Source organism: Streptomyces misionensis (assembly GCF_900104815.1).
Lineage (GTDB): Bacteria > Actinomycetota > Actinomycetes > Streptomycetales > Streptomycetaceae > Streptomyces > Streptomyces misionensis.
On the sequence record NZ_FNTD01000004.1, the window covers coordinates 195753 to 211887 of the forward strand.

Here is a 16135-nt window from a genome sequence, read left to right on the forward strand (position 1 = left end):
GGGCGTCAGGGGCCGCCGGAGGGCACGTTCTGGGGGTGAGGGAGGAGCGGTCGCGCAATCTGCCGGACGCCGCCCGGGGCGCAGCCGGATGCGTCTCGGCCGGGGCGGACCGGGCGCGGTGCGGGCAGAGGGGTGCCGGCGGTGGTGCCGCCCCGGGGCAGGATCCGGGGCGGCGGCTCAGCCGCGGCGGGCGATGCTGCGGGCGCGCAGGCGGTCGGCGGTGATGGCCAGACCGAGCACACAACCCAGGACGATGTTGGTGTAGTTGGGGTTGATCTGAAGGGTCGTCAGCCCGTTGTTGATGAGTTCCAGCAGGATGGTGCCCGCGACGATGCCGATGATCCGGCCCTGGCCGCCGACCAGGCTGACGCCGCCGATCACCGCGGCGGCGATCGCCGACAGCTCCCAGCCGACGCCGACTCCGCTGGCGGAGCCGACCCCCATCCGGCCGAGCACGAGGATCCCGGCGAACGCCGACAGCAGGGAGCTGGTCACGTACATGGACACGATGCGCCGGTCGCCGCGGATGCCGGCCAGCCGGGCCGCCTCCGGGTTGCCGCCGACGGCGTAGACCTGCCGGCCGGCGTAGGTGCGTTCCAGGAAGAACCAGGCGATCACCGCGACGACCACGAACAGGATGAGCGGCAGCGGCACCTGCGCCACGTACATCTGGCCCAGGTCGCTGAACGTGCCGCCGATGCCGGTGATCGACGTGCCCGAGGTGATGGCGAGGGTGACGCCCTGCGCGACGGTGTAGGTCACCAGTGTCACCACGAACGGGGCCATCTTCAGCCGGGTGACGGCGAGTCCGTGGATCAGGCCGACGACCCCGGCGATCAGCAGCGTCAGCAGGATCGCCACCACCGGGGGGAGCCCGGCCCGGACGTTGAACCAGGACATCAGGATGACGCTGGTGCCGAGCAGCGCGCCCACGGACAGGTCGATCCCGCCGGTGAGGATCACCAGCGACTCGCCGATCGCGATCAGCCCGTACTGCGCCAGGTCGAAGCCCATGCCCTGGAGGTTGACCGCGCCCGCGAAGGACGACTTGTCCAGCGCCAGCGCGACGAAGACGACGACGCAGGCGGCCACCACCCCGACCTCGGGTGTCTCCAGCAGCAGCCGGACGAGCGGCCGGCGCCTCTTGTCGTCGGCCACCTCCGAGGCCGGCACCGCGGCCGTACTGGTATTCATGTGCTTGCCTTCCCCTGGGTGGCCGCGCCGGGCGTCCCGGCCGCCGCCGTCATGATCACTTCCTTGCCGAACCGGTCGCGCGGCAGGTCGGCGACGATCCTGCCGTGGGCCATCACCACGATCCGGTGGCAGATCCACAGCAGTTCCTCGAGTTCCGAGGAGGCGACGAGGACGGCCAGGCCGTCCTGTGCGGCCTCGTCGATCAGGGCGTAGATCTCCGCCTTGGCGCCCACGTCCACGCCGCGGGTGGGTTCGTCGAGCAGCAGCAGCTTGGGCCGGGCGGCCAGCCAGCGCCCGAAGACCGCCTTCTGCTGGTTGCCGCCGGACAGGTCGGAGATCGGCTGCTCGTGGCTGTGCAGCCGCACTCCCAGGTCCTCGATGATGCGCGCCGCGTGCTCCTTGTCCGTGCGCGGCCGCAGCACTCCGCGCCGGCTGATCCGGCGCAGCGTGGCCAGGGTGACGTTCCACCGCACCGAGTGGGCCGGCAGCAGCGACTGCACCTTGCGGTCCTCGGGTACCAAGCCGATGCCCGCCGCGACGGCGTCTGCCGGGTGGCCGGGGCTGAAGTCCGCGCCGTCGAGGACGACCTCACCCGCGGTCCGCGGCTGGGCGCCCATGACGGTGTGCAGCAGCCGGCTGCGGCCGGATCCCATGAGTCCGGCCACGCCCACGATCTCGCCGGCCCGCACGTCGAGGTCGACCGGACCCAGTCCGTCCGCCGTCAGGCCGCGCACGGAGAGGACACGGGCCCGCTCGGCGGAGGAGGGTGGTGCGAGGTCGGCCCGGGCCAGCTCGCTGCCGACCATCTCCCGGATCATCCTCTCCTCGGTCGCCTCGTCCGGGGTGAGGTCGGCCACCAGCCGGCCGCCGCGCAGCACCACGATGCGGTCGGCGACGGCCCGTACCTCGTCCAGGCGGTGGCCGATGAACAGCACCGCTCCCCCGGCGGCGGCGTGCCGCCGGGCCAGGTCCAGCACGCGCTCTGCCTCGACCGGACCGAGCGAGGAGGTGGGCTCGTCGAGGATGAGCACCACCGGGTGGTGGCCCCACGCCTTGGCGATCTCGATCATCTGCCGCACCGGCACCGGGTACCGCTCCACCGGGCGGTCCACGTCCACCTGCTCGATGCCGACTTCGGCCAGCAGTGCCCGGGCCTCCGCCCGGGTCGCGGAGCGGTCGACGACGATCCGGCCGAGCGGTCCCCCGGCCGCTCGCGCCGGACGGCGGCCGAGCAGCAGGTTCTCCGCGACGCTCAGCCGGCCCACGAGCGGGAACTCCTGGGCGACCAGCGCCACCCCGAGTTCGCGGGCGTGGTCGGGCCGGCCCGGGGCCAGCGGCCGACCGGCCACCTCGATGGTCCCGCTGCTGGGGGTGACGGTCCCGGACAGCACGCCCATCAGCGTGGACTTGCCGGCCCCGTTCTCCCCCACGACGGCGACGATCTGCCCGCGCGCCAGGTCAAGGCGGGGGATGTCCAGCACCTTCACCGGCCCGTACACCTTGGTGACCCCGCGCAGGGAGGCGGCGGTCTCGCTGCCGGCGGCCATCAGTCGATGCCCAGCTGCTTCAGTTTGGCCTGGTAGTCCGCGAGGTTGGCCTGCGTCACCAGGCCCACCCCGGAGCTGAGCGTCGTCCCGTCCGACTCCAGGTAGGGCTGGACGATCTTCATCGTGGCGTCCTTGCCCAGCACCTTCAGGGCGGCGAGCAGGTAGGCACCGGTGTACCCCTGCTGGTACGGCTGCTGCAGCACGGTCGCCTGGATGACGCCGGACTGGATGAACTTGAGCGTCTGCGGGTCGCTGTCGTCGGAGATGATCTTCACCTTGCCGGTCTTCCCGGCCGCCTTCACCGCCTGTCCGGCGGACGGGCCGTCGTAGGAGTACACGCCGTACAGCCCGTTGACGTTCGGGTTGGTCTGGATGGCGGTCTGCGCGTTGGACAGGGCCTTGGAGGCGTCCATTCCGTCGCTGAGCTTCTGCACCACCTTCACGCCGGACCCCTTGAGGGCGTCCTCGAATCCGGCGATCCGCTCCACCGCGTTGGACGTGGTCAACGAGCCGACCAGCACGACCACTTGGCCCTTGCCGCCGAGCGCCTGCTTCATGGCCTCGCCGGCCTTCTGCCCGGCCTGGTAGTTGGGCGTGCCCAGGTAGAGGGCAGCGCCGTCGTCCTTGGGCAGCGGCGAGTCGATCGCCAGCACCGGGATGCCGGCCTTGTTCGCCGAGCTGATCGGCGCCTTGATGGCGGTCGGGTCGATCGCGGACACGCTCAGTCCGGTGATCCCCTGGCCCCTGAGCGTCTGGATGATCGACAGCTGCTGGTCCAGCCGGCCGTTGGCCGGTGCCTGGTACGTGCCCTTGACTCCGAGGGAGGACAGCCCCTTGTTGAACCCCACCTTGCCGGCGTTCCAGTAGTCCGTCGCGACGTTCACCACCATCGCCAGGTCCTGCTTGGAGAGGTCCTTGCCGGCGAGGGCGGCCTTGAGCGCGGCGTCCAGCTGCGCGAGTTTCGCGTCGTTGAACGTGATGTCGCCCTTGATGGCCGTTCCGGCCGAGGAAGTCGACGCGCCCGGCCCGGTGCCCGCCCCCGATCCCGAAGAGGAGCCGTCGCCGGCACCGTTCTTGCTGCATCCTCCGACCGCCAGCAACGCCACGGCGGCGACCCCGACAACTCCCCGGCGCACCGGCCGCGTCGCCAGGCCCGCGCCTCGTCTCGTGCCCGACCGCCGGGCGGACCGCACACCACGCATGTTCGACATCCTCTGCAGAAGAGGCCTCGCGGCCTGTTAGCGCTCACATTCGGCCGACCGGAACATGCCCGCGCCGACCCCCGCCCCGGCCGCCAGAATCTGCCGCCGACGTACGGGCACCACCGGAGCACGCCCTTCCCGGCCGCAGGCCGGACCGGACGGTTCTCTCCCAACAAGCCGCGCAGCCACGGCCGGAGCGGGCGGCAGACCTCTCCACACCGTCCGCCGGACGCCGCCATCGGCGTTGCGGTCCTGTCCGTGCTCCCTTGCTTGCCAGAGATTGTTAGCGCTCACCGGTACGGCGTCAAGGTGTTGCACAGAAGAAAAACGCCCCCGTCCCGGTCCGCCTGGCAGGCCGTCACGAAGACCGCCGACTCGCCCTGAACGTAGGCATGTTGATCCACCTGGACGCCAGTTGACTCGGCGTCAGGTCAGACGAATCGAAGGGCACCTGATGCCAAGTCAGGCAGTACTCAGGTGCCCTCCGCTCCCCCCGCCGGCGCCCGTACCAGCGCCGTTCACTCCCTTGTCGATGGGCGCCGGCAACGGGCCGCATGTCCCAGGGCCGGACCCCCGGAGGTGCCCGGCCGGGTGCGCCAGAGCAGCGGCCGGCGCCGCTCCGGAAGGTGCGCGGACCAGGCGTACGAGCGGGCGGCACGGCCTGGCTGTCGCATGCGGACACCGTGCGTCCGTCCGGCACCGCGGTGTGTGGGCCGGGACGCGGTGCCGCCCCGTGGACCGTGCGCCGGGCGGCACCGGAAAGCCGCGCACGGCCCACGCCGACCGGTCCCCCGTTCGATCAGGCGGTCACCCGGGGCACGTTCGTCGCCCGGTGACGCGGTCGCGCGACCGGCCTTCGGGCGAGGGGCCGGTACCCGCTCACAGGCCCCCGGCGAGCCGGTAGTACGCCTGGTTCCAGCGGATCTCCTTGGCGAACTGCCGTATGCGGGTGGTCTCGTCTATGAGCAGCAGCTCCGTGCGGAGCATGTCCGCGAGGTCGGCCAGTTCCTCCGTGCCCACCGCCGAGGTCAGCACGGTGTGGTGCGGGCCGCCCGCGGTCAGCCAGGCCTCGGTCGCGGTCCCGAAGTCGGGCACCGGGCGCCAGACGGCCCTCGCCACCGGGAGGCGGGGCAGCGGCTCCGGCGGCGGCACGACGTCGATCCGGTTGGCCACCAGCCGGAACCGGTCGCCGACGTCGACCAGACCGACCACCGCGGCCGGGCCGGGCTCGGCATCGAAGACGAGCCGGACGGGGTCCTCGCGCCCGCCGATGCCGAGGGGGTGGATCTCGCAGCTGGGCCGTCCCGCGGCGATGCTGGGGCACACCTCCAGCATGTGGGCGCCGAGGATGAGCTGCTCCCCGGGGACCAGGTTGTAGGTGTAGTCCTCCATGAACGAGGTGCCCCCGGGGCGGCCGGCACCGGCCGTCTTGAGGGCCGCCAGCAGCGCGGAGGTCTTCCAGTCGCCCTCGGCACCGAACCCGTACCCGTCGGCCATCAGCCGCTGCACCGCGATGCCCGGCAGCTGCCGAAGGCGGCCCAGGTCCTCGAAGTTGGTGGTGAAGGCCCCGAAGCCGCCGTCGGTGAGGAAGTCGCGCAGGCCCAGCTCGATGCGGGCGGCGTACCGCAGGGCGTCGTGCCGCCCGCCGCCGTCGGCCAGTTCGGGGGCCATCCGGTAGCTGTCGGCGTACTCCCCGACCAGGGCGTCGACGGCCGCGTCCGTCACCGAGTCGACGGCGTCGGCCAGATCGGCGACGCCGTAGGTGTTGACCGAGACGCCGAACCTCAGCTGCGCCTCGACCTTGTCGCCCTCGGTGACGGCGACGTCGCGCATGTTGTCCCCGAACCGGGCCAGCCGCAGCCGGCGCAGCGCGTCGTACCCGAGGGCGGCGCGCATCCAGGCGTGCACGCGGGGGGCGGTCGCCGGGTCGGAGACGTGGCCCGCGACGGTCTTGCGGGCCACGCCCAGCCGCGACTGGACGTACCCGAACTCCCGGTCGCCGTGGGCGGCCTGGTTGAGGTTCATGAAGTCCATGTCGATGGTGGCCCACGGGAGTTCGGCGTCGGCCTGGGTGTGCAGGTGGAGCAGCGGCTTGCGGAGCATGTCGAGGCCGGAGATCCACATCTTGGCCGGCGAGAAGGTGTGCATCCAGGCGATGAGGCCGACGCAGGCCGGGTCGGCGTTGGCTTCCATGACGAAGGAGAGGATGGCCGCGGAGTCGGTGAGCACGGGCTTCCAGACGACGCGGACGGGGGCGCCGGGTAGGGCGGCGAGCCGGTCGCTGACGGACCGGGACTGCTCGGCGACCTGGCGGAGGGTGTCCTCCCCGTAGAGCCCCTGACTGCCGGTGACGAACCAGACCTCGGGGGCGGCGGGCGGTGTCATGCTCTGATGGCTCCTCACTGCGCGGATGTGCCGGGCTGGCCGTAGACGTTGCGGTACCGGTCGTGGAGCCGGTCGACGGCTTCGGGGTCGATCGGCAGCGGCCGGCCGAGCTGATGGGAGATGTGCACGCTGCGGGCGACGTCCTCGCACATCACGGCGGCCTTCACGGCGGCGCGCGGGCTCGCGCCGATGGTGAACGGACCGTGGTTGCGCATCAGTACGGCGGGCGAGCGGTGCCCGGTCAGCGTCTCCACGATGCCGCGGCCGATCGAGTCGTCGCCGATCATCGCGAAGGGGCCCACGGGGATCTCCGCGCCGAACTCGTCGGCCATGGCGGTCAGTACGCACGGCACCGGTTCGCCGCGGGCCGCCCACGCGCAGGCGTACGTGGAGTGGGTGTGGACGACACCGTTGACCTCGGGCATGTGCCGGTAGACGTAGGCGTGCGCGGCGGTGTCGGAGGACGGCTGGAGTCCTCCGCCGTCGACCGCTCGCCCGTCCAGGTCGCAGACGACCATGGACTGCGGGGTCAGCCGCTCGTACGGGACGCCGCTGGGCTTGATGACGAACAGGTCCTGTCCGGGCACGCGCCCGGACACGTTCCCGCCGGTCCACACCACGAGGTTGTAGCGGACCAGTTCCTGATGGAGCTCGCTGAGCTCCTCGCGCAGCGCGGCGACCGCCGTGGCGGCGTCCGGGGACAGGGGCTCTGCGTTCATGACCATGGCGACCTCGGCGTTCTCGGGGAAGGAGGGTCGGAGGATGCGGGTGAGCGCTCACAACCTGCTCTGTGAGCGCTCACAATTTCGGGGAGGAGGACAGGGCGGCCGCGCGCAGCGCTCGCAGCCGGTGCATCACGTCGTTGCCGCCGCGCCCGAAGTGGTCGTGGATCACCCGGTATTCGCCGTACAGGCGGTCGTAGGCGGCGGCCCGGGTCGGGTCCGGGGTGTAGGCGTTCTCCTGGCGGCGGCCCATCGCGGCGGAGGCGGTGCGGATGTCGGGGTGGGCGCCGGCGGCTACGGCGGCGTGGATCGCGGCGCCCAGCGCCGGTCCCTGCGCCGAGGCGAGCACATGGACGGGGCGGTTGAGCACATCGCTGTAGACCTGCATGAGGAAGTGGTTCTTCAGCAGCCCGCCGGCCGCCGTGAAGTCGCTCACCGGGACGCCCGCCGCCTCGAACGCGTCGACGATGGTGCGGGTACCGAAGGCCGTGGCCTCGACCAGCGCCCGGTAGACGTCCTCGGGCCGGGTGTCGAGGGTCAGGCCCAGGATCAACCCGGACAGGTGGTGGTCGACCAGCACCGAGCGGTTCCCGCTGTGCCAGTCCAGCGCCAGCAGACCGTGTCCGCCCACCGGTTGGGCGGCGGCGCGCTCCGTCAGCAGCTCGTGCACGCCGATCCCCCGCCGACGGGCCTCGACCGCGTACTCCTCCGGCACGGCGCTGCGCACGGCCCAGGCCAGGATGTCGCCGACGCCGCTCTGCCCGGCCTCGTACCCCCACAGCCCCGGCACCACCCCGTCCCGCACCACCCCGCACATGCCCGGGACCTCGGCGAGGACGTCGGAGTTGAGGATGTGACAGGTGGAGGTGCCCATGATGGCGAGCATCCGGCCCGGGTCGAGGGCCTGGGCGGCGGCGCTGGTGACGTGTGCGTCCACGTTCCCCGCGGCCACGACCGTGCCCTCGCGCAGTCCGGTGAGTTCGGCGGCCCGGGCGGTGAGCCTGCCGGCGGGAGCGCCGAGCGGGGTCAGCGGGTGTTCCAGCTTGGCGGTGAAGCCGGTGAAACCGGGGTGCAGCCCGGCCAGGAACGCCTCGTCCGGGTAGTGGCCGTCCTGGCGGACGCCCTTGTAGCCGGCGGTGCACGGGTTGCGGCTCTCGGCGCCGGTGAGCTGCCACACGATCCAGTCGGCCGCCTCGATCCAGCGGTCGGCGGCGGCGTAGACGTCCGGGTCCTCGCGCAGCACTTGCAGCGCCTTGGCGTACTGCCACTCGCTGGAGATCTTGCCGCCGTAGCGGGCCAGCCACGGCTGCCCGGTCCGCTGCGCGTGTTCGACGATGAGGTCGGCCTCCGGCTGGGCGGCGTGGTGGCGCCACAGCTTGGGGTACGCGTGGGGGCGGCGTTCGTACTCCGGCAGCTCGCACAGCGGGGTGCCGTCCCAGGTGGCGGGAAGCACCGTGCAGGCGGTGAAGTCGGTGGCGATGCCGACGACCTGATCGGGTGTCACCCCGGCGTCGGCGAGCGCTCGCGGTACGGCGAGACGCAGCACGTCACGCCAGTCCTGGGGCATCTGGAGCGCCCAGTCGGGCGGCAGCGGGACGCCTCGGGGCAGTTCCCGGTCGACCACGCCATGGGTGTACTCGTGCACCGCGCTGCCCAGTTCCGCGCCGTCCTCGACGGCCACGACCAGGGCGCGCCCGGAGAGCGTGCCGAAGTCGATGCCGAGGGTGACCGCGGGCGGATCGGTGGTCAAGGTCTCCTCCAATCGTGGCCGGCGCGGCCGGGTGACCGCGCCGGACGCCCGCTTTCCGCCCCGCGGGTGCGGTGCGTCCACCGGGCGGGTCGCAGGGTGTCGAAGGGTCGTGGAGCGCCGTCAGGAGTGGGTGCTGCTGCCGCGGACGATCAGCCGCGGCTCGATCACCACGCGTTCGGCGTCGCCCTGGGTGGTGCCGGACTCCAGCCGGCTGACCAGCAGCCGGATGCTCGCCTTGCCGAGCGCGGCGAAGTCCTGCCGGACGGTGGTGAGCGGCGGGGTGAAGAACTCGGCCTCGGGGATGTCGTCGAACCCCGCGATGGCGACCTGGCCGGGGACCGACAGACCGGCCTCGCGCAGGGCGCGCAGCACCCCCAGTGCCATCTGGTCGTTGGCGACGAAGACGGCGGTCACCTCCGGGGAGCCGCGGCCGGCCGCTCCCGCGGTCACCCGGCCGGCCAGCTCCTGCCCGGCCCGGTAGCCCGACAACGGGGTCCAGTCGCCCTGGATCGGCGGCGGTACGACGGCGCCGGCCTCCTCCAGCACCGAGCGCCAGCCCTTGGCCCGTTCCTCCGCCTCCAGCCAGCTCGGCGGCCCCGCGACGTGCCAGACCGTGCGGTGGCCGGCGGCCAGCAGATGGCTGGTGGCCATCCGCGCCCCGAGCCCCTGGTCCACGGAGACCACCGGGATCGGCAGGCTGTGCCCGCCCTCCACCGTCACCACCGGGAAGGGCAGCCGCAGTTCGGCCAGCGCGGTGACCGCCTCGCGGTGCGGGACTATCACCACGATGCCCTCCACCCCCCAGTCGCTGAGGTGGTCGATCGCCTCCCTGAGGGCGGCGGCCGAGTAGCGGCGCAAGGTGACCGCCGAAACCATGTACCCCTCGTCGCGGGCGGCCTCCTCCAGACCGAACAGTGTGCTGGACGGGCCGAAGAGCGTCGGATTGCAGGCCACCACGCCCAGGGTGAGCGTGCGCCGGGTGACCAGCGCCCGAGCCGAGGAGTTCCGCCGGTACCCCAGCTGCCCGATCGCCCTGAGCACATCCGCCCGGGTCGACTCGCGCACATTGGGATGGTTGCTCAGCACCCGCGACACCGTCTGGTGCGACACACCCGCGAGTTGCGCGACGTCCGCCATGGTGGGTGCCCTGCGGGGGCCGGTGCTGCCAACGGTCTGCGACATGAGGCTCCGATCCGTGATGGGCATCATTGTTAGCGCTCACAGGTAAGGGCGTCAAGGGACGTGAAGCCGCCTACGTGCGCCCCAACTCGGCCTGTCCCGCGCACAGTCGAGCGGTCGGCGCGCACCGCCCGACGACCGGTGCCGGGTGGACGCGCCGTCACCGGGATTGCAGGGCGATGCCCCGACACCGCGCGTGGTTCATCCGCGCACCCCTCACGACCTCATGGCCGGCGGCTTCCGGCGCGGGCTTCAGGAATCGAGCGCGAGAGCCGGGGCGGCCCCGAGCGCAGGTGCGGCAATCCTCCGGCGTATGCGCCGTCCGGCACCCGCGCCGACGCGTTACAGCTCGCGACCCACCAGGAAGTCCAGCACCGTGAGCAGATCCCCCGCGGCCCCGGCGGCCAGTGGGGCGCCTGACAGGAGGGCACGGGCGGTGGACGTGTGCGCCCGGGCCTCGGCCAGTGCCGCCGTACGGCCGCCGGCCGCCTCGATCAGTTCGGCGGCCTCCTCGGCGCGCCCCGGCGTGTCCAGCAGTTCGGGCAGGGCGCGGCCCGCCGGGGTGTCCAGGGCGGCCAGCACGGGGTAGGTCTTCTTGCGCTCCCGTAGATCACCGCCCGTGGGCTTGCCCGTGACGGCGGGGTCGCCCCAGATTCCGAGTACGTCGTCGACCAGTTGGAAGGCGATGCCGAGGTGCCGTCCGGCCCGGTCCAGTGCGCTGGTGGTGTCCTCGTCCGCGCCGCCGAGCACGGCGCCCAGGGCGGCGGCACAGCCCAGCAGGGCACCGGTCTTGGCTTCCGCCATCGACCGGTACTCCTCGACCGTCACCCTGTCCGGGCCGGTGCACGGCCGGCCGGTGAACAGCAGGTCGTCGGCCTGCCCGCGCATCAGGTCGGCGAGGGCCGCCGAGAGCAGCCGTACGGCACCGGCACCCTGCGGCACGGCGGCGAGGGTCTCCACGGCCAGCGCGAACAGGGCGTCGCCGGCCAGCACCGCCGGGCCCGTGCCGTATGCCTTCCACACGGCCGGGCGGCGGCGCCGGGTCGCGTCGCCGTCCATGATGTCGTCGTGCAGCAGCGAGAAGGTGTGGACCAGTTCGACCGCGACGGCCGCCGGAATCCCGGCTCGCTCGTCGGCACCCGCCGCTCGCGCGCCGAGCACCGCCAGCGTCTGCCGTACGCCCTTGCCACCGGGTGCGGTGGCGGGCGCGCCGCCCACCTCGCACCAGCCGAAGGAGTACGCGGCCATCTCACCCAGCCACGGGTGCAGCCGACCCACCGCCCGGCGCAGTGCCGGCCGCACCAAACCGGCGCAGTGGGCGAGGAGTTCGGGTGCGGCGGGCGGGGCCTGAAGGGCGGTCACCGTACGACCTCCGCGTCGAGCCCGAACTCTTCCTGGGCGCGGCTCACCAGCCGTTGCACGTGCTTGAGGCCGCCGCCTTCCAACGAGGCCGCCAGGTCGGCGAGTTCGGCCGCCGTCTCGTCGCGGCTCCTGCCGAGCCGTGCCAGCGACTTCGCGAGGCCCAGCCGGGCGAGCGCCTCGCCCCGCGGCTCGTTCATCGCGCGGAACTCCGACAGCGCCAGTTCGTACATCCGGCGCGCCTCCTCGTGGCGTTCGGCCCGGTACAGGACGTTGCCGCGCATCTTGTGGTTGTAGGCCAGCGCGCTGGACAGGTTCATCGCGCGGCAGCCGGCCTCCGCCCGCGACAGCAGTTCCAGCGCGCGTTCGGTGTCCTTGTCGCGCACCGAGAGGATGTCCGCGAGGCCGCGCAGCGCCCACGCGTGCCCGCGCCGGTCCTCGGCGCGCTCGGCTATCTCCGCCGCCTCCTCGAACAGCGTGTACGCCCGGTCGAAGTCCCCGGTGTTGCGGTGCATCTGGGCGATGCCTTCCAGGGCCCACACCGTGTGCCGGGCCTCGCCGCGCCTGCGGGCCTCGGCCAGCAGTTGCTCGTGCAGCCGGCCGACCGCCTCGTAGTCGCCCTGGATGCGGCCGGTCTCCGCGAGTCCGGCAAGCGAATAGCCCCGGCAGACGACGTCTCCGGCCCGCTCGCCGAGTTCGGCCGCGAGTCCGAGCAGCCGCCAGGCCAGCGGGAACGCGCCGCGCTGGCGGGCGAGGGTGCCGCCGCTCCACAGCGCCCAGGCCATCGCCGCGGCGTCCCCGGCCTCCCGAGCGGTGCGGTAGCTCGCCTTCCAGGCCCGGTCGGCCTCCTCCACGTTTCCGAGCCGCCGGTACGCCTCGGCGACGGCGAGCCCGCAGCGGGCGGCCTCGGCCGGCTGCCCCGACCGCTCGGCCTCGCGCAGCTTCTCGATGCCTTCCGCCAGCACGTCCGTCAGCGAGGAGTTCACGGACAGGGTGGTCAGGGCGCCCTGGTACTCGGGAGCGAAAGCCTTGCCGTACATGCATGCCTTTCTATAAACGCTGTGTATACACATCGTGTATAGCGCGCTGTGAATATGCCCCGGCCGAGAGGACCGGGGCATGTCGGTCTGTTGTCGATCAAGACGCGGGTTCGGCGGCGGGGGTTGCCCGAGCCATGTGGATCATGGTGTGAAGGTTTCGTGGCACCGGCCCGTCGCCGCTGTCCGGGGCCACGGTTTCGGCGCCGTTCGCGGGCGTCGACGGCGCGACCGAACCCCGGCCGCGGGCCGCTCTACCGTTGGCCCATCGCGGTGACGAGGGTGGAGGAGACGTGGGCCAGGGCGGGGTCCGCGGCGATGAAGAACGTTTCCACTCCGGCCAGTTCGTGGTTCATACGCGCCATCGGCATTTCGTAGTCCAGGTCGGCGACGCCCCGGACTCCGCGGACGACGACGTCGATGCCGGCTCGGCGGCAGTAGTCGATCAGCAGGCCGCCGGTGTGGGAGTCGACCGTGACGTTGGCCAAGTCCTGTGCCGCCGCGCGGAGTCGGTCCAGACGTTCCGTGACCGGGTGGCGGCCGGTCTTGTTCGGGTTGGACATCACGCACACGACGACCTCGTCGAACAGGAGGGCCGCGCGCCGGAGTATGTCCTCGTGCCCCTGAGTGACCGGGTCGAAGGATCCTGGGAAGAGGGCTCGCATGATCGGAGACAGTAACAAGCGGCCGCCCCGGTACGAAGCGCGAGGGCGGCCAACGCGCCGAGACCGGACGACAGTTGCCCCGGCCAGGTCGGCGCCGTCGGCGCTCGGAGCCACGAGGACGCTCCCGCCGAACACACACCGCCCCGGACACGGCACCGCGATCCTCACTCGGATCGAGGAACCCGGCCCGTACGCAGGTGGTCCAGGGCCACCCGGGCCGCTGTGCCGAGGACGTCTTCGCGAGTGGGTGCCCCGGGCGTCAGCGACCGGGTGAGGACGGCGACCGCGTACCGCCGTCCGTCGGGAAAGGCGACCACGCCGACGTCGTTGCTGACCCCGCCCGGCACGGTCCCCGACTTGGACGCGACCAGCACCTCCGGCCCAAAACCGGCGGCGATCTTCCGGGTGAGCCGCTGCTGTCCCATCGTCCGGCGGAGCTGGGCGCACGCCTGGGCGGGTCCGGCCTCGTCCCGCCAGACGACGCGGAGCAGGGCGGCCAGGTCATCGGCGGTCGCACTGCTGATCCGTCCCGGCCGCATCCCCGGCGACGCGAGCACCCGCCGCCACATCGCCTCGCCCTCCTCCGGCGACGCGGCGTCCCGGATCATGCCGGCCATCGCGCCCCAGCCGGCGAACCCGGCGCCGCGGGCGGCGGTGTCGAGCTCGTGCTGGATGGTGCCCGGCAGGTGGAAGCCGGTGAGCCCGAGCCCGGTGAGGCGCGCCCTGATCCGTTCGATGCCGACCCGGCGGATCAGCACGTCGGCCGCGGTGTTGTCACTGATGGTCAGCATCAGCCGGGCCACGTCCCGCAGGGAGATCTCCACCGGGTCCTCGGTGATGCAGAGTCCCTGGCCGCCCGGCGTCGCCCCGGCCGGCGAGACCACCACTCGTTCGGCGGGGTCCAGTTCCCCCTGCGCCGCCTGGCAGAAGAACTCCAGGCCGACGGCGATTTTGAACGTGGAGGCCGCCACCGCGGGCTCTCCCCCGGCCACCGACACCCGCCCCGGACCGTCCACCTCCAGCGCGCACAGGCTTCCCCGGCAGCCGCCGGCCGCGAACACCTCGGCAATCGTCTCTTCGATCATCCGCCCACAGTGGTACCCGACGACCGTGCCGGGCAGGGGTGTTCACCGTGAGCGTGTCCGCCGTCGGCGTGACGGGCCGTCGGACCGGAGGACCTCCGCCTCCGGGGACGACAAGCGCGTGCGCCCCGGAGGCCGCCGGAACGCGGCCGGGTCCTTGGGACCGGGCACGGCGGCGCGGACCGGCCCTGGCCGGCGCCCTCCGTTCCCGCTGAGCGGACCGGCACCCGTGGTGGCGCTACCCGGCCGACGCGCCTTTGAGGAAGAGCCTGATCGCGTCGTCGACGAGCGCCTCGCCCTGAGACGCCGTGATGCGTCGTGACGTGACGAGCGCCGCGATGCCCTGAACGGTCGCGGACAGCAGCAGGGTCAGCCGGCCGACGTCGTCCGCGTCGTACGCGCCCGCTTCCACACCCGCGTTCATGATGTCGGCCATGGTGCCGAACAGGCGCTCCGCCGCCCCGCGGACGGCCTCCGAGGGTTCGCCGACCTTCGTCGCGAACATGAGGTCGAGCAGTGCGGGATCCCGCTCGGCGAACGCCAGGTACGCGGAGGCCGCCGCGTGAAGGACCCGTGCATGGTCTTCGGGCACGCGCGAAGCGGCCTCGCGGATCTGGTCGGCGAGTCGGATGAAGCCTCGCTCGGCCAATGCGTCGAGGAGGGCGCCCCGATCGATGAAGTGACTTCGGGGGGCTCCATGGCTGACGCCCGCCTCGCGTGCCAGCTCACGGAGCGACAGCGCATCGATCCCCCGCTCCCGAAGCACCACCTCTGCCTGTTCGAGCAGCACGGTGCGGAGATTGCCGTGGTGGAAGGGCCGATGAGACATGCCGTCATCCTACCCGGAAATAGTCATTGACTAGATTCTAGACACTGCCTAGTCTCGGTCGCGCAGGGGTGGCGCGTGGCATGAGGCCGCGACCCGGCGGTCGGACAACGGAGAGGGGCCCGGAGATGACCCGTCAGAACACCGCGCTGTGGTTGCCGAAGCGAGGCGCGCGCTTCGAGGTGGGGCCCGCCCCCTACACGCCCCCGGCGACGAACGAGGTCGTCGTCCGTGTGCGGGCGGTCGCCGTGAATCCCGTCGACGGCATACCGGGCTTCCTTTACCGGTTCGCCCTGCCCTGGCTGACCTTCCCGGCCGTCGTGGGCTCGGACGTCGCGGGCGAGGTCGTCGAGACCGGCCCGGGCGTGACGAGGCTGCGGCCGGGCGATCGCGTCCTCGGGCACGCCTTCGGCGTCGAGAAGTCGCAGAACCGCGCGGCCGAGGGCGCCTTCCAGCACTACGTCGTACTCATGCGGCACATGGTCTGCCCCATCCCCGACTCCCTGTCGTTCGCGCAGGCCGCCGTCGTCCCGCTGGCCGTCTCGACCGCCGCGACCGGCATGTTCCAGCAGGACCACCTCGGACTGGCGCTGCCCTGTGCCGCCCCCGCCGAGCGGGCGGAGACGGTGCTCGTCTGGGGCGGCTCGACGAGTGTCGGCAGCAACGCGATCCAGCTCGCCCGCAACGCGGGTTACCAGGTCGTGGCCACCGCGTCACCGCACAACTTCGACTACCTCCGGTCGCTGGGAGCGGCCGAGACCGTCGACCGCTCCAGCCCCACCGCCGTCGAGGAGATCGTGGAACGCATCGGCGACAGACCGCTCGCGGGCACACTCGCCATCGGGTCCAAGTCGCTCGCCAAGACGATCGCGATCGCGGCCCGCACCGCAGGCGGCAGACGGATCGCCTCGGCACAGCCCGCGCTGTTCACCCGCGTCGCCGGGCGACGGGCGCCGCGCCAGGGTGTGCGGGTGAGCAGCATCTGGGGCGGCACCCTGAAGGACAACGAGGTCGGACCGGCGATCTACGCCGACTTCCTGCCGACCGCCCTCGCCACCGGCACCTACCGGGCCGCACCGGACGCGACCGTCGTCGGCCACGGGCTCGCGCACATCCCCGACGCGCTGCGCCGGCTGCGTGCCGGCGTCTCCGCGCAGAAACTCGTCGTCACCCTCTGAGGAGAGCCG

The 16135-nt window shown here is 72.6% G+C and carries 13 protein-coding genes; 1 reads left to right on the forward strand and 12 read right to left on the reverse strand.

All coding sequences use genetic code 11. The annotated features are described in order from the left end of the window. Positions 1 to 177: 177 nt before the first annotated feature. The 12 genes from BLW85_RS02210 to BLW85_RS02265 form a co-directional block, all read right to left on the reverse strand. Entirely contained in the window at positions 178 to 1194 is a 1017-nt protein-coding gene (locus tag BLW85_RS02210) for an ABC transporter permease (protein ID WP_074990238.1), read from the reverse strand. Further along, positions 1191 to 2741: a sugar ABC transporter ATP-binding protein gene (locus BLW85_RS02215; RefSeq protein WP_074990239.1), complete on the reverse strand. Its 1551-nt coding sequence runs from the start codon at positions 2739 to 2741 to the stop codon at positions 1191 to 1193. The genes BLW85_RS02210 and BLW85_RS02215 overlap by 4 nt, the downstream gene beginning before the upstream one ends. Continuing rightward, positions 2741 to 3943: a substrate-binding domain-containing protein gene (locus tag BLW85_RS02220; RefSeq protein WP_079172227.1), complete on the reverse strand. Its 1203-nt coding sequence runs from the start codon at positions 3941 to 3943 to the stop codon at positions 2741 to 2743. The genes BLW85_RS02215 and BLW85_RS02220 overlap by 1 nt, the downstream gene beginning before the upstream one ends. 879 nt (positions 3944 to 4822) lie before the next feature. After that, complete coding sequence (gene araA, locus BLW85_RS02225; RefSeq protein WP_074990240.1) at positions 4823 to 6328, reverse strand: L-arabinose isomerase; 1506 nt, start codon at positions 6326 to 6328, stop codon at positions 4823 to 4825. A gap of 14 nt (positions 6329 to 6342) precedes the next feature. Then, positions 6343 to 7047, reverse strand: coding sequence for an L-ribulose-5-phosphate 4-epimerase (locus BLW85_RS02230; RefSeq protein WP_074995933.1), 705 nt, complete (start codon positions 7045 to 7047; stop codon positions 6343 to 6345). A gap of 79 nt (positions 7048 to 7126) precedes the next feature. Further along, entirely contained in the window at positions 7127 to 8800 is a 1674-nt protein-coding gene (araB, locus tag BLW85_RS02235; RefSeq protein ID WP_074990241.1) for a ribulokinase, read from the reverse strand. A gap of 120 nt (positions 8801 to 8920) precedes the next feature. Next, positions 8921 to 9982, reverse strand: coding sequence for a LacI family DNA-binding transcriptional regulator (locus BLW85_RS02240; RefSeq protein ID WP_070029262.1), 1062 nt, complete (start codon positions 9980 to 9982; stop codon positions 8921 to 8923). 339 nt (positions 9983 to 10321) lie between these two features. After that, positions 10322 to 11341: a polyprenyl synthetase family protein gene (locus tag BLW85_RS02245; protein WP_074990242.1), complete on the reverse strand. Its 1020-nt coding sequence runs from the start codon at positions 11339 to 11341 to the stop codon at positions 10322 to 10324. After that, positions 11338 to 12378: a tetratricopeptide repeat protein gene (locus BLW85_RS02250; RefSeq protein WP_074990244.1), complete on the reverse strand. Its 1041-nt coding sequence runs from the start codon at positions 12376 to 12378 to the stop codon at positions 11338 to 11340. The genes BLW85_RS02245 and BLW85_RS02250 overlap by 4 nt, the downstream gene beginning before the upstream one ends. Positions 12379 to 12629: 251 nt before the next feature. Then, a complete protein-coding gene (coaD, locus tag BLW85_RS02255) occupies positions 12630 to 13040 on the reverse strand; it encodes a pantetheine-phosphate adenylyltransferase (RefSeq protein ID WP_074990246.1) in 411 nt (136 codons plus the stop codon). A 164-nt stretch (positions 13041 to 13204) separates the two neighbouring features. Beyond that, positions 13205 to 14125, reverse strand: a complete 921-nt coding sequence (locus tag BLW85_RS02260) for a serine hydrolase (protein WP_074990249.1) — start codon at positions 14123 to 14125, stop codon at positions 13205 to 13207. A gap of 235 nt (positions 14126 to 14360) precedes the next feature. Further along, on the reverse strand, positions 14361 to 14951 hold the full coding sequence (locus tag BLW85_RS02265; RefSeq protein ID WP_070029267.1) for a TetR/AcrR family transcriptional regulator: 591 nt from the start codon (positions 14949 to 14951) through the stop codon (positions 14361 to 14363). Between the two features lie 125 nt (positions 14952 to 15076). Here BLW85_RS02265 and BLW85_RS02270 point away from each other — a divergent pair, with 125 nt between their 5' ends. Beyond that, complete coding sequence (locus BLW85_RS02270) at positions 15077 to 16126, forward strand: zinc-binding alcohol dehydrogenase family protein (RefSeq protein WP_074990251.1); 1050 nt, start codon at positions 15077 to 15079, stop codon at positions 16124 to 16126. Positions 16127 to 16135 lie beyond the last annotated feature (9 nt).

Bases quoted from the DNA above. Each gene is read 5' to 3' on its own strand.
- BLW85_RS02260 (WP_074990249.1), bottom strand. From the start codon at position 14,125: ATGATCGAAGAGACGATTGCCGAGGTGTTCGCGGCCGGCGGCTGCCGG.
- BLW85_RS02220 (WP_079172227.1), bottom strand. From the start codon at position 3,943: ATGCGTGGTGTGCGGTCCGCCCGGCGGTCGGGCACGAGACGAGGCGCG.
- araA (WP_074990240.1), bottom strand. From the start codon at position 6,328: ATGACACCGCCCGCCGCCCCCGAGGTCTGGTTCGTCACCGGCAGTCAG.
- BLW85_RS02265 (WP_070029267.1), bottom strand. From the start codon at position 14,951: ATGTCTCATCGGCCCTTCCACCACGGCAATCTCCGCACCGTGCTGCTC.
- BLW85_RS02250 (WP_074990244.1), bottom strand. From the start codon at position 12,378: ATGTACGGCAAGGCTTTCGCTCCCGAGTACCAGGGCGCCCTGACCACC.
- BLW85_RS02270 (WP_074990251.1), top strand. From the start codon at position 15,077: ATGACCCGTCAGAACACCGCGCTGTGGTTGCCGAAGCGAGGCGCGCGC.
- BLW85_RS02230 (WP_074995933.1), bottom strand. From the start codon at position 7,047: ATGAACGCAGAGCCCCTGTCCCCGGACGCCGCCACGGCGGTCGCCGCG.
- BLW85_RS02210 (WP_074990238.1), bottom strand. From the start codon at position 1,194: ATGAATACCAGTACGGCCGCGGTGCCGGCCTCGGAGGTGGCCGACGAC.
- coaD (WP_074990246.1), bottom strand. From the start codon at position 13,040: ATGCGAGCCCTCTTCCCAGGATCCTTCGACCCGGTCACTCAGGGGCAC.
- BLW85_RS02240 (WP_070029262.1), bottom strand. From the start codon at position 9,982: ATGTCGCAGACCGTTGGCAGCACCGGCCCCCGCAGGGCACCCACCATG.
- BLW85_RS02215 (WP_074990239.1), bottom strand. From the start codon at position 2,741: ATGGCCGCCGGCAGCGAGACCGCCGCCTCCCTGCGCGGGGTCACCAAG.